Source organism: Streptomyces parvulus (assembly GCF_014648855.1).
GTDB lineage: Bacteria > Actinomycetota > Actinomycetes > Streptomycetales > Streptomycetaceae > Streptomyces > Streptomyces parvulus.
This window is the reverse complement of record NZ_BMRX01000001.1, coordinates 569,792-582,891: the sequence shown is the minus strand read 5'-3', so window position 1 is coordinate 582,891 and position 13,100 is coordinate 569,792. Positions and strand designations below refer to the sequence as shown.

Annotated in this window: 9 protein-coding genes, 2 tRNA genes and 1 other RNA gene; 6 read left to right on the top strand and 6 right to left on the bottom strand. The window is 74.9% G+C overall.

What is annotated here, in order from left to right:
- The first annotated feature begins 39 nt into the window (after positions 1-39).
- The 5 genes from IE108_RS02745 (at position 40) to IE108_RS02725 (ending at position 3,837) form a co-directional block, all read left to right on the top strand.
- Positions 40-1,032, top strand: coding sequence for an ABC transporter ATP-binding protein (locus tag IE108_RS02745; RefSeq protein ID WP_064728689.1), 993 nt, complete (start codon positions 40-42; stop codon positions 1,030-1,032).
- On the top strand, positions 1,029-1,841 hold the full coding sequence (locus tag IE108_RS02740) for an ABC transporter permease (RefSeq protein WP_064728690.1): 813 nt from the start codon (positions 1,029-1,031) through the stop codon (positions 1,839-1,841). Before IE108_RS02745 ends, IE108_RS02740 begins: the two co-directional genes overlap by 4 nt.
- A gap of 47 nt (positions 1,842-1,888) precedes the next feature.
- A complete protein-coding gene (locus IE108_RS02735; protein WP_064728691.1) occupies positions 1,889-3,127 on the top strand; it encodes a sensor histidine kinase in 1,239 nt (412 codons plus the stop codon).
- Positions 3,124-3,741, top strand: a complete 618-nt coding sequence (locus IE108_RS02730) for a response regulator transcription factor (RefSeq protein WP_308433737.1) — start codon at positions 3,124-3,126, stop codon at positions 3,739-3,741. The genes IE108_RS02735 and IE108_RS02730 overlap by 4 nt, the downstream gene beginning before the upstream one ends.
- A 23-nt stretch (positions 3,742-3,764) precedes the next feature.
- Positions 3,765-3,837 (top strand) — tRNA-Gly (locus IE108_RS02725).
- An 84-nt stretch (positions 3,838-3,921) separates the two neighbouring features.
- On the opposite strand, the gene IE108_RS02720 is transcribed toward IE108_RS02725, so the two are convergent.
- The 6 genes from IE108_RS02720 to ffs all read right to left on the bottom strand — a co-directional run bounded on the left by IE108_RS02720 (position 3,922) and on the right by ffs (position 12,873).
- Positions 3,922-4,821, bottom strand: a complete 900-nt coding sequence (locus IE108_RS02720) for a phosphoribosylaminoimidazolesuccinocarboxamide synthase (RefSeq protein WP_064728692.1) — start codon at positions 4,819-4,821, stop codon at positions 3,922-3,924.
- A gap of 88 nt (positions 4,822-4,909) precedes the next feature.
- Positions 4,910-6,367 carry a N,N-dimethylformamidase beta subunit family domain-containing protein gene (locus IE108_RS02715; RefSeq protein WP_064728693.1) on the bottom strand — a complete coding sequence of 486 codons (1,458 nt, stop codon included), beginning with the start codon at positions 6,365-6,367 and terminating at the stop codon, positions 4,910-4,912.
- Between the two features lie 166 nt (positions 6,368-6,533).
- Positions 6,534-8,636, bottom strand: coding sequence for a M48 family metalloprotease (locus IE108_RS02710; RefSeq protein WP_079163568.1), 2,103 nt, complete (start codon positions 8,634-8,636; stop codon positions 6,534-6,536).
- A gap of 305 nt (positions 8,637-8,941) precedes the next feature.
- On the bottom strand, positions 8,942-10,195 hold the full coding sequence (gene purD, locus IE108_RS02705) for a phosphoribosylamine--glycine ligase (protein ID WP_064728695.1): 1,254 nt from the start codon (positions 10,193-10,195) through the stop codon (positions 8,942-8,944).
- A 147-nt stretch (positions 10,196-10,342) separates the two neighbouring features.
- The gene (locus IE108_RS02700; RefSeq protein WP_064728696.1) at positions 10,343-12,697 is read right to left on the bottom strand and encodes a DNA polymerase III subunit gamma and tau; all 2,355 of its coding nucleotides are present in this window, start codon (positions 12,695-12,697) and stop codon (positions 10,343-10,345) included.
- An 81-nt stretch (positions 12,698-12,778) separates the two neighbouring features.
- An RNA gene (ffs, locus tag IE108_RS02695) (signal recognition particle sRNA small type) lies at positions 12,779-12,873 on the bottom strand.
- A 74-nt stretch (positions 12,874-12,947) separates the two neighbouring features.
- On the opposite strand from ffs, the gene IE108_RS02690 reads away from it, so the two are divergent.
- Positions 12,948-13,035, top strand: a tRNA-Ser gene (locus IE108_RS02690).
- Positions 13,036-13,100: the final 65 nt, after the last annotated feature.

The following is a 13,100-nucleotide window of genomic DNA, read 5'->3' as shown; positions in this document are numbered from 1 at the left end:
CACTGTCGAACGCCCCGGATCGCCGGAAGGCTTGAGGGCATGCAAACCAACGGACACGAACACGTGATTGAGGTCACTGGCCTGCGGCGGGTGTACGGGGGCGGGTTCGAGGCCGTGCGCGGTGTCGACTTCTCCGTGCGCCGCGGGGAGGTCTTCGCCCTGCTGGGCACCAACGGCGCCGGCAAGACCTCGACGGTCGAGCTGCTGGAGGGGCTCGCCGCCCCCGCCGGCGGCCGGGTGCGCGTCCTCGGGCACGACCCGTACACCGAGCGCGCCGCCGTCCGCCCCCGCACCGGGGTCATGCTCCAGGAGGGCGGCTTCCCCTCCGAGCTGACCGTCGCCGAGACGGCGCGGATGTGGGCGGGGTGCGTGAGCGGCGCCCGCCCGCCGGCCGAGGTCCTCGCACTGGTCGGCCTGGAGTCGAAGACCGGCACCCGCGTGAAGCAGCTCTCCGGAGGCCAGCGCCGCCGCCTCGACCTGGCGCTCGCGCTGCTCGGCGACCCCGAGGTGCTGTTCCTCGACGAACCCAGCACCGGCCTGGACGCCGAAGGCCGCCGGGACACCTGGGAGTTGGTGAGCGCGCTGCGCGACCGGGGCACGACCGTGCTGCTGACCACGCACTACCTCGAAGAGGCCGAGAACCTCGCCGACCGGCTCGCGATCATGCACGAGGGACGGATCGCCGCCACCGGCACCCCGGCCGAGGTGACCGCCGCGCAGCCGTCCCGGATCTCCTTCGAACTGCCCGAGGGCTACTTCGTGGGCGACCTGCCGCCGCTCGACGGCCTGGGGATCAGCGGCCACGAGGTCGAGGGCCGGATGGTGAGGCTGCGCACCCACGAACTCCAGCGCGCGGCCACCGGCCTGCTGGTGTGGGCCGGCCAGGCCGGGGTGGAACTGCGCCGCCTGGACGTCCGCTCGGCCTCGCTGGAGGAGGCCTTCCTCAGCATCGCCAAGGACGTGTCCGGCAGGAGCGCCGACGCGACGGCCGCCGGGACGCCCGACGGGACGACGAAGGAGTACGCGACATGAGCGCCACCGGCACCAAGCACGCGGCATCCGCCGTGAACTCACCGGTCAGCACGCCGAGGACCCGCATGACGGCCCTCGCCCGCGCCGAACTCACCCTGCTGGGACGGAACAAGGGCACCCTCTTCGCGGCCCTGTTCGTGCCGCTGGTGCTGCCGTTCAGCGTGAAGTCGGCGGCCAAGGAGATGGACCTGGCCGGCGCCGGCCTGACCACCGGGACGCTCGTCCTGCCCGCCGCGATCGGCTTCTCCCTGCTCTTCGCCGTCTACTCGGCGCTCGTCGGCGTCTTCGTCGTACGGCGCGAGGAACTCGTCCTGAAGCGGCTGCGCACCGGTGAGCTGCGCGACGTCGAGATCCTCACCGGATCCGCGACGCCGGCCCTGCTCAGCGGGCTCGTGCAGTCCCTGCTGCTCGCGGCGGGCTGCGCCGTGCTCCTCGACCTGTCCGCGCCGTCCGCGGTCCACCTCTCCGTCCTCGGACTGCTGCTCGGCCTGGTGCTGTGCGCCGCTCTCGCCGGGGTCACCGCGAGCTTCACCCGGACCGGTGAGAGCGCGCAGGTCACGCCGCTGCCCTTCATGTTCGTCTCGATGCTCGGCTCCGGCATGTTCGTGCCGCTGGAACTGCTGCCCGACCGCCTGGCCGCCGTCTGCGAACTGCTGCCGATGACGCCCGTGATCACGCTGATCCGCGGCGGCTGGACCGGCGACCTGACCGGCGGCGAGACGCTGGGCGCCGTCGTGACGGCGGTGGCCTGGACCGTGCTCGCGGTGTTTGCTGTACGACGGTGGTTCCGCTGGGAGCCACGGCACTGACGTACGGGACGGGCGAGACGTACGGGATGAGCGGGAGCGGCGGGCACATGCGCAGGCCAGGCGGATGGTGGCGGCTCAAGAGCACGCCGGAGAAGGTGGAGACGTACACCCGGTGGTCGTTCCACTTCTTCGGGGTGAGCGAGATCGGCGGCATCGGTCTGGCGACCTACAGCCAGGTCGGACCCGGCTTCGCGACCGTGCTGTCCCTGATGGTCGTCACCCACGCCGCGGCGTGCATGGCGACCACCTCGCGGGCCCTCGACTGGACGCTCGGCCGCCGTCCGCCGCCGACGCGGCAGCTGTGGGCGCTCGGCGCGCTCACCGCCCTCGTCGCGGTCGTCGCGATCGCGCTGGCGGAGCACGGTCCGGCGGGCGAGGACGTGGACGCGGCGGCCCTCGGGGTCTTCGTGGGCGTCCAGGGCTTCGGCGTCGGCGCGCTGGCCCTCGGGGTGCACGACCGGCGGCGGCGCGTCATGGCGCTGGTCGCCGGGGTCGCGGTGGGCGCGGGACTCGTGGCCTTCGCGGTGGGCCTGTCCTGGAGCGGCGCGCTGGTCACCGGGGGCGTCCTGCTGCTGGCCGGGGCGTTCCTCGCCGCCACCGCGGTGTTCTCCGTCTGGCTCCTCAAGGCGGTCTACGCGCTCGACGACGCCAAGGAGACCCGGGCCCGGCTGGCGGTGGCCGAGGAGCGGCTGCGGTTCGGCCGTGACCTGCACGACGTGATGGGGAGGAACCTGGCGGTGATCGCGCTCAAGAGCGAGCTGGCCGTCCAGCTGTCCCGGCGCGGGCGGCCGGAGGCGGTGGACCAGATGATCGAGGCGCAGCGCATCGCGCAGGCCTCGCAGCGCGAGGTCCGGGACGTCGTGCGCGGCTACCGGGAGGCCGATCTGGAGGTCGAACTGGCCGGCGCCCGCGGCGTGCTCTCGGCGGCCGGCATCGTCGCCGAGGTCACCGGCGAGACGGCCGGGCTGCCCGCCCAGGTGCAGTCGGCGCTCGGCTGGGTGGTGCGGGAGGCGACGACGAACGTGCTGCGGCACGGGGACGCGGAGAAGGTGACGGTGGTGGTGCGGAGGACGGAAGGGCGTGTGGTGCTGACCGTGGAGAACGACGGGGCCGCGGACGCGGACGGCTCCCCGGCCGGGGGTTCCGGGCTCGCGGGGCTGCGGGAGCGGCTGTCCGGGGTGGACGGGACGCTGGAGGCGGGGAACGCCGGCAAGGGCGTGTTCCGGGTGACGGCCGAGGTGCCGCTGCCGCCCGCCACCGGCGCCGGACGGGAGGTGGCGCCGTGACGGCCGCACCGGTGCGGGTGCTGCTCGCCGACGACGAGCACCTGATCCGCGGCGCGCTGGCCGCCCTGCTGTCCCTGGAGGAGGACCTCGTCGTGGTCGCCGAGGCGGCCACCGGCCCCGAGGCCCTGGCGATGGCCCGCGCCCACGCGCCGGACGTCGCCGTGCTGGATCTCCAGATGCCCGGCGCCGACGGTGTGAAGGTCGCCACATCGCTGCGCGCCGAGCTGCCCTCCTGCAAGGTGCTGATCGTGACCAGCCACGGCCGGCCGGGGCACCTGAAGCGGGCGCTCGCGGCGGGGGTGCGCGGGTTCGTGCCGAAGACGACCAGCGCCCAGCGGCTGGCCGAGCTGATCCGCACGGTGCACGCCGGAAACCGTTACGTCGACCCCGAGTTGGCCGCCGACGCGATCTCCGCCGGGGACTCGCCGCTGACCGCGCGGGAGGCGGAGGTGCTGGAGCACGCCGCCGACGGGGCGCCCGTCGCGGAGATCGCGGAGCGGGCCGCGCTCGCCGAGGGGACCGTGCGGAACTACCTGTCGTCGGCCGCGGGCAAGCTCGGGGCGGAGAACCGGCACGCGGCGGTGCGGCTCGCGCGGGAGCGGGGTTGGGTATAGTGGCTCTCGCGCCACGGCGCAGCGCGAACGTAGCTCAGTTGGTAGAGCGCAACCTTGCCAAGGTTGAGGTCGCGAGTTCGAACCTCGTCGTTCGCTCCGTGTGCGAAGGCCCCCGGCTCCTGCCGGGGGCCTTTCGCGTGTCCGGGGGCTTCCCCTGTCGGAAGCCCCCCGGGAGTGCCGCTAGGACCAGCGCTGACCGGTCAGCAGTTCGTACGCCTCGACGTACTTGGCGCGGGTGGCGTCCACGACCTGCGGCGGCAGCGGCGGCGGGGGCTGCTCGCTCCCGCGGTCCCAGCCGGACTCCGCCGAGGTCAGCCAGTCCCGCACGAACTGCTTGTCGTACGACGGCTGCGCGCGGCCCGGCTCCCACCGGTCGGCCGGCCAGAAGCGGGAGGAGTCCGGGGTGAGCACCTCGTCGGCGAGGACCAGGTCGTCCCCGTCGAAGCCGAACTCGAACTTGGTGTCGGCGAGGACGATGCCGCGCTCGCGGGCGATGTCGCGGGCACGCGAGTAGACGGCGAGGGTCGACTGGCGCAGGGCGGCCGCGGTGTCCGCGCCGACCTGGCGGGCGACCTCCTCGTAGGAGACGTTCTCGTCGTGCTCGCCGACCTCGGCCTTGGTGGCCGGGGTGAAGATCGGGGCGGGCAGCTCGGAGCCGTCGACGAGGCCCTCGGGGAGGGCGAGGCCGCACACGGTGCGGGTCTCGTCGTACTCCGCGAGCCCGGAGCCGGTGAGGTAGCCGCGGGCCACGCACTCCACGGGGACCATCCGCAGCGACTTGCAGACCAGGGCGCGGCCCTCCCAGTCGGCGGGGGCGCCGGGGGGCAGCTCGGTGCTCAGGACGTGGTTCGGCGCCAGGTCGGCGAGCTGGTCGAACCACCACAGGGAGAGCTGGGTGAGGACCCGGCCCTTGTCGGGGATCTCGGTCGGCAGCACCCAGTCGTAGGCGGAGATGCGGTCGCTGGCGACCATCACGAGGTCGCCCGCCTCGTTCCGGTACAGCTCGCGCACCTTGCCGGTGTGCAGGTGCACCAGACCCGGAACCTGGAGCGGCTCGGGCTTTTCGACGAATCCGGACACGGTTCCTCCCCGTGGTTCTGTCCAATACCCCGATTGTCCCGTACCTCGCCAGGAGGGCGACGGGCGGGGCGGTGCCCGTGTGTGCGGGTCAGTCCCGTTTGCAGATGCGGTCCAGGAGGTTGGCGGTCGCGCGCTGGACGCGCGGGTCGACGTGGCCGGGGCGGTCCAGGGCCGGGGACCACGCGAACGTCCCGGACGCGAAGACCCAGGCGCCCGACGGGGCCCGGTACAGCGAGGTCTCCTGGTGGCGCCGGGCGCCGTGGGCGTCGGTGTACGGGGAGTGGGCGAGCAGGACCCGTTCGTCGTGGGCGGGGAGCGCGGTGCGCGGGAAGTAGCGGTCGGCCTCGCCGGCCACCAGGTCCTCGATCTCGTCGCCCTCGTGGGCGCCGGTGGCCTCCCAGAGCCAGTGGTCCGCGTTGCGGACGACCAGCGGGTGGGGTTCGGGGACGCGGCCGGCGTACTGGATGCCGAGCAGCTGCTGCTCGGGGCGGTCGACCTCCCGCCACAGCGCGGGCCGGCCGGGACCGCGGCGTTTGCGGCAGGTCAGCAGGCGGTCGGCGGTGCCGGAGGGGGAGGGGGCCAGCTCCACCTGCCAGTACAGGGTGTTGGCGGAGAGGAAGACCAGGGAGGTGCCCCGCTCGCGGGCGAGTTCCGCGGTGCGGCGCATGGGGGCGGACCAGTACTCGTCGTGGCCGGGGAAGACCAGCCCCCGGTAGCGGGACGGGTCGACGCGGCCGGAGTGCAGGTCGCGGGCGTCGGCGTAGGCGAGGTCGTAGCCGTAGCGCTCGGCGAAGCGGATGAAGTCGTAGGCGTGGCCGACGTGCAGCGGCAGCCCCGCGCCGGCGTACGGCCGGTCGAAGGAGACGGTCGTGGCGGCGTCCGCCTCGCCGAGCAGCCGGCCCTCCTCGTCCCAGGCGTGGTAGAGGCTGGCGCCGGTGCGGCCGTCCTCCGGGTACAGGTTGTACGCCTGCCAGGTGATGTCCGGCAGCAGGAGGAGCAGGTCGGCCGGGTGGCTGTCGCGGATCGTGAAGGGCACGTGGGAGCGGTGGCCGTCGGCGGTGGTGAGGACGGCGACGTAGGCGCCGATGCTCCAGTACGACGGGATCTGGAGCCGCCAGGACAGCCACCAGTGGTGACAGGAGACCGTGCGGTCGGCGGTGAGCGGCGGGGGCTGGACGATGCCGGACAGGCGGGGGCTGGTGGTGATCTTGGCGGCGCCGTCACCGCCGTAGTGCCCGATCCGGTACACGTCGACGGCGAACTCCTGCGGCGGGTCGACGGTGATGTGGAAGTCGATGGCCTCGCCGGGGGCGGCGGCGCCGGTGGCGGTGAAGCCCTTGATCTGGCGGCGCACGTCGTCGGCCGCGCGCGGGCCGCCCCGGGCGCGGGCGGGGTCCTGGTCCGCGTACCAGGCGACGACCTGGCCGGTGTCGCCGAAGTACGTCTCGCCGCCGCGCAGCCACGGCAGGGGACCCTGCCCGAAGGGGTCCGTCACGGCGTGCGCCAGTGCCCCCGACTCCCAGCGGCGGATCTGCTCGGACCCCATGGGACCGCCCCCTCCCTCGTGCCCCCGTGGTCATGCGTATGACGAACGCGCTTGCCATGTGCGCGATTCGGTCCCCAGCACATCACATCCAGCACGCGGGCTGTCACTGTTCGTCGCGAAGTGGCAGAAAGTGGAATCGAGGGCTCCGATTCAGCGGGCGGGCCCGTCAGACCAGGCGCACCGGCTTCTCGGGGCGTATCCCCAGCTCGGTCATCCAGTGGCGCAGGGGGCCCGGGTCGCCGGTCTCGACGAGGCTGAGGACGCTGGGGGCCAGGTCGGCCGCGCGGGCCCCGTCGAACAGGAGCGAGGGTCCGTCCAGCCAGTCGAGGCCCGGGGTCGCTCCGGCGGTGTCCATCGCCGCGCAGCAGACCATCGCGGTGATGTGCGCGGTGAGGATCTCGCGTCCGCTGCGCGGGGGCTGCAGCGGCAGGAGGGGGAGCGCACCGTCGTCCCAGAGGGCGGCGTCGGGTCCGGCGGCGCCGGCCGTCGCCGCGGGGGTGGCGGGGGCCGCGGTCCCGGCGCCGGCCCGCTGCGCCGCCGCCTCCTCGCGGGCCAGCTGGGCGCTGAGTCCGGCGGCCAGGGCGGCGCCGCGGGTGGTGGTGCCGCCCAGGTCGTCGTCGTCCTCGGGGTGGGTGGGGGTTTCTCCGGGGGCGGGGGTGTCGCCGGGGGCGGTGGTGTCGCCTGGGGCGGGGGCTCCGTCGGTGGGCGGGTGCGGGGTCGCCTGCGGGGCGGGTGCCGTGCGGGAGGGGTCGATGGGGCCGTCGGTGGGTGCCGTGTGCGGCGGGGCTGCTGGGCCGACGGCGGGTGTCGTGCCGGGCAGGGTTCCGGAGCCGTCGGCGGGTGTCGCGCCCGGCAGGGTTCCCGGGCCGTCGGCGGATGCCGTGCCCGGCAGGGTTCCCGGGCCGTCGGCGGATGCCGCGCCCGGCAGGGTTCCGGGGCCGCCGGCGGATGCCATGCCGGGGGCGGCTCCCGGGCCGTCGGTGGGCACGGTGAGGTGGTCCAGGACGCGGGCCAGGGTCGGGCCCTCGGTGCCCGGTGCCGTGTCCTCCTCGGCGGCGCGGCGGACGCCCAGGGTGTCCAGTACGCGGTGGAGGCGGGCCGCGTCCGTGCGCCAGGTGCGGTCCACGACCTCCTCGGGATACTCGTCCCAGTCGACCGGCGACCAGTCGGGGCCGGTCTCGGGGCCGCCGTGGAAGAGGCGCGCGGTGAGCAGCGAAACCGCCTCGTCCATCGCGCCCGGCTCCTCGAGCAGGTCGCAGGCGGGGCGCTCCCCGAGGCGCGAGGCGAAGCCCTCGGCCAGACGGTCGCGGCGGGACAACTCGGTGAGGGCGGCGACGACCCCCACGTCAAGCCGCGAGGGCCAGCGGCCCATCCGCCAGGCGGGCAGCGCCACCCGGGTCAGCAGCCGGTCCCAGCCCGCGTAGGCGAGCCCCACCTGCTCCTGCGCGGCGATCCGCAGACCGTAGTCCACAGCCTGTGCACGCTCCGCCGCCGCCGACGCGACGCCGCGCTCCATCTGCGCCGCGTGCACCCGGCAGCCGCGCAGCAGCAGCCGGCACACCCGGGCGAGGCCCGCGCACGCCGCCCGGGACAGCGGGTTGCGCCGGTCGGCCGAGGCCACCGCCACCGCGGCGTCCAGGCCCCGTATGAAGCGTCGGGCGGCGGCTATGTCGGGGTGCGCCGAGGGTCCGGTGCCGGCGACGACCGGGGCGAGGACGGCACGCAGTTCGCCCACGCGCATCCACCACAGGAAGGGCGAGCCGATGACGAGGACGGGCGCGGCGGCACCGCGGGGGCGGGCGTGCCCGCCGGGGACGGCCGGGTCGGTCCGGCGCGGCGCCGGGGGCGGTCCGTGGGCCGGATGGGTGCGGTCCTCCAGCCAGCTGTCGCAGTCCGGCGTGAGCGCTATCGCGGAGGGAGCGGGCACGTCGAGCCGGTCGGCGAGGTCGCGCACCATCCGGTAGAGGTCCGGGGCGGACTCCTCGGCGATGGTGACCGTGGGGGTGGCGGCGGGCCGGGCGCGGGCCACGACCAGCGCCACCGCGGCCGCGGCCAGGAGCACGAGCACCGCGAGGACGGACACGGCCCAGCGGGCGGCGTCCCAGCCGGTGCCCGGCAGACGCCCGGTGGCGCCGCCCACCAGCAGGACCACGGCGACGGCAGCGGGCAACAGGGCGACGGCCAGCGCGCGACTGCGGACGCGCAGCACGGCCAGCGCCCGGGAACGCGCGGCCTGCGCGCCCATCTCCTCACCACCGGTACCGGTCACGGCCGGACCTCACCCCCTCATCGACGTCCTGTCTGTCCTGGCCATCGCACTGCTCGTCTGCTGGTGCTCACTCCCCCACTGTGGCACCCGCCACTGACATCGCAATGTCGGTGGGCCAAGTGCCGGAACGCTTGCGCGGCACCATAGTTGGGGCCTCCGCGCCCGTCAGCCGTATGGGCTATCGGTCACTCGATGGAATGGCTTTGGGGAAAGGTGGATGACGGATTGCAAGGATCAGGCCCCGGTTCCTGGGACGGAACCGGGGCCTGCGGGACGGGGCGCGCGGAGGCTCGCGCAGGGGCCGGTCAGGCGCCCGCGGCGGCCTTCGCGGCGATGTCCGTACGGTGCTGGGAGCCGTCGAGGCCGATGCGGGCGACGGCCCGGTAGGCGCGGTCGCGGGCCTCGGTGAGGTCGGTACCGGTGGCCGTGACGGACAGGACGCGGCCACCGGCGCTGACGACGGCGTCGCCCTCGGCGCGGGTGCCTGCGTGCAGCACGTAGGCGTGCGGGGCGTCCTGGGCGGCCACCTCGGCGAGGCCGGTGATCGGGTCGCCGGTGCGCGGGGTGCCGGGGTAGTTGTGGGAGGCCACGACCACGGTGACGGCCGCGTCGTCGCTCCAGCGCAGCGGCTCCAGGTCGGCGAGGTTGCCGGTGGCGGCGGCCATCAGGAGGCCGGCCAGCGGGGTCCGCAGGCGGGCCAGGACGACCTGGGTCTCGGGGTCGCCGAAGCGGGCGTTGAACTCGATCACGCGCACGCCGCGCGAGGTGATCGCCAGACCGGCGTAGAGCAGCCCGGAGAACGGGGTGCCGCGGCGGCGCATCTCGTCGACGGTCGGCTGGAGCACGCTCTGGACGACCTCGTCGACCAGCTTGGGGTCGGCCCACGGCAGCGGCGAGTAGGCGCCCATGCCGCCGGTGTTGGGGCCCTCGTCGCCGTCGAGGGCGCGCTTGAAGTCCTGGGCGGGCTGGAGCGGGCGGACGTTGTCGCCGTCGGTGACGGCGAAGAGGGAGACCTCGGGGCCGTCCAGGAACTCCTCGATGACGACGCGGTCGCAGGCCGCGGCGTGCTCACGGGCCGCCTCGATGTCGTCGGTGACGACGACGCCTTTGCCGGCGGCCAGCCCGTCGTCCTTCACGACGTACGGGGCGCCGAAGGCGTCGAGGGCCTCGTCGATCTCGGCCGGGGTGGTGCAGACGTAGGAACGGGCGGTCGGCACGCCCGCGCCCGCCATGACGTCCTTGGCGAAGGCCTTGGAGCCCTCCAGGCGCGCGGCCTCCCCGGAGGGGCCGAAGACCGGGATGCCGACCGCGCGGACGGCGTCGGCGACCCCGGCGACCAGGGGCGCCTCGGGTCCGACGACGACCAGCTCGGCGCCCAGCTCCGTGGCCAGCGCGGTGACGGCCGCGCCGTCGAGGGCGTCGACCTGGTGCAGTTCGGCGACCTCGGCGATGCCGGCGTTGCCGGGTGCGCAGTGCAGCGCGGTCACGTCGGGGTCGAGGGACAGGGAACGGCACAGGGCGTGTTCGCGGGCGCCGCCGCCGATGACAAGGACCTTCACGCGAGCCAGCCTAACGGGAACGGGCCGGGGCCCCTTGTGCGGGCTTCCGAAGGGGCGGGCGGCGCCGCCTTGTGGGTTCCTCCAGGAGCGGCCCGGGCGGGTCCGCTCCCACGGGCCGGCCGGCCGGACGGGCCCGCTCCCACGGGGCTACTCGTGCGCGATCTCCTCGACGACCGTGGCGCCCAGCTCGCGTACCAGCAGGTCCCTGCCGGAGAGGGCGGACTCGTCGAGGTCCGGGTCGTCCTCCTCGGGGATGTCGTCCTCGGGGGAGACCTGCCGCGGCTCGGGCGCAGGGGGCCGGGGGGCGGGGGGCGCCGACGAGGCCGACGCGCCGCCGGACTCCGGAGCCGGCGGGGCGGAGGGCCGGGGGGCGGAGGGCGCGGGGGCCGGCGGACGCTGCGCGGGCGCGCCGCCCCCGTAGCCACCGCCGCCACCGGAGCCGCCGAAGCCGCCTCCGCCGAAGCCCCCGCCCGAGCCGCCGTGGCCGCCGGAGGGGCCGGCGGGGGGCGGTGCCGAACCGCCGGAGGGGTCGACGACCGCGTCGATCTTCCACTGCACGTTGAACTGCTCGGCCAGGGCCTGGCGCAGCACGTCCTCGCTCCCGCTGCTCACGAAGTTGTCGCGGGCGCCGGCGTTGACGAAGCCGATCTGCAGGGAGGTGCCGTCGAAGCCGGTCACCTGGGCGTTCTGGCTGAGCAGGATCCAGGTGAAGCGGCGGCGGTTCTTGACCGCCTCCAGGATGTTGGGCCAGATCGTGCGGGGGTCGATCCCGGCGCCCGGCGCCTGGGCGGCGGGGGCCTGCGCGGGAGCCGAGGACGCGGGGGCCTGGGGCGTCGCGGGTGCGGGAGCGGTCTGCGGAGCCTCGGCGGGACCGGAAGCGGGACCGGCCGTGGGTCCGGAACCGGGACCGGGACCGGCGGTGGGGCCGGGCGCGGCCGGCGTACGGGCGGGCTGTCCGCCGCCCGCCGGGGCGGCCGTGGGCCATCCTCCCGGGCGGCGGCCGCCGCCCGCGGATGCCGCGGTCGGCCAGGCACCCGGCGCGGAGGCGGGACCTGGCTCGGGGGCGGGGGCGGGCGCGGGGGAAGGGCTGGGTGACTGAGGAGGCGTGGGAGCGGGAGCGGGTTCGGCCGCCGGGGCGGGGGTGGGTGCCGGCTGGGGCTGTCCGCCGCCGGCGCCCTCGCCGGGAGCGGTGTCCGGGGCCGTCGCGCCGCCCTGCGGCCTGACGGCCGCCCGGGCCGCCGCGGGCCCGCCGCCCGGCGCCACCGGAGCGGCGGCGGCACCGCCGTGCGCCTCGGGCCCCGGCACGTACCCCATGGCGGGCGCGCCCGCGCCCCCGGAGAACTGCACGCCCCGCTCGATCCGGTCCAGGCGCGCCATCACCGACCGCTCGTCGCCGTACGCGGCGGGCAGCAGCACGCGCGCGCAGATCAGCTCCAGCTGGAGCCGGGGCGAGTGGGCACCGCGCATCTCGGTGAGGCCCTCGTTGACGAGGTCGGCGGCGCGGCTCAGCTCGGCGGCGCCGAAGGAGTCCGCCTGGGCCCGCATCCGCTCCAGGACGTCGGCGGGGGCATCGATGAGCCCCTTGTCCGCCGCGTCGGGCACGGCGGCGAGGATCACCAGGTCGCGCAGGCGCTCCAGGAGGTCGGTGACGAAGCGGCGGGGGTCGTTGCCGCCCTCGATGACGCGGTCCACGACCTCGAAGGCGGCCGAGCCGTCCCCTGTGACGAACGCCTCGACAACGGAGTCGAGCAGCGAGCCGTCCGTGTAGCCGAGCAGGGCGGTCGTCATGTCGTACGTCACACCGTCCGCGCCGGCGCCCGCGAGCAGCTGGTCCATGACGGACATGGAGTCGCGGACGGACCCCGCGCCGGCCCGGACGACCAGCGGCAGCACGCCCTCGGCGACCGGGATCTCCTCCTTGCCGCAGACCTCGGCGAGGTAGTCGCGCAGGGTGCCGGGCGGGACGAGGCGGAAGGGGTAGTGGTGGGTGCGCGACCGGATGGTCCCGATGACCTTCTCGGGCTCGGTGGTCGCGAAGATGAACTTGAGGTGCTCCGGGGGCTCCTCGACGACCTTCAGCAGGGCGTTGAAGCCCTGCGGGGAGACCATGTGGGCCTCGTCGATGATGTAGATCTTGTACCGGCTCTGGGCGGGCCCGAAGAAGGCCTTCTCGCGCAGGTCGCGGGCGTCGTCCACACCGCCGTGGGAGGCGGCGTCGATCTCGATGACGTCGATCGACCCCGGCCCGTTCCTCGCGAGGTCGCGGCAGGACTGGCACTCACCGCAGGGGGTGGGCGTGGGCCCCTGCTCGCAGTTCAGGCAGCGCGCCAGGATCCGCGCGCTGGTCGTCTTGCCGCATCCGCGCGGACCGCTGAACAGGTACGCGTGATTGACCCGGTTGTTCCGCAGCGCCTGCTGCAGCGGGTCGGTGACATGCCCCTGCCCGATGACCTCGGCGAAGGACTCCGGGCGGTAACGGCGGTAGAGCGCGAGAGACGACACGCATACGAGGTTATAGGCGCCCACCGACAACCGGATCGCCCCGCCGGACGCCGGCCTCGGCCCACCGGCACGACCGGGAACGCAAACGCCCCCCACGCACCCGCCAGAGCCAACCTACCCTTGCTGCCTTCCGGCCCTGGGGGAGTTCAGTCAGATAGCGCCGCGTGAGGGGCTAGCCCACACGTTACCCGATGTGGGGCGCTCAGAACGAGTTCGCAAGCACTCCTCCACGTCATGTAATGTTCTCGGCGGAGGATTCGCCTAGAGGCCTAGGGCGCACGCTTGGAAAGCGTGTTGGGGGCAACCCCTCACGAGTTCGAATCTCGTATCCTCCGCCAGTGCCTCACCGGGCACGATGTCGAAGGGCCCCCTGGAAACAGGGGGCCCTTCGTCGTTGTCTCTC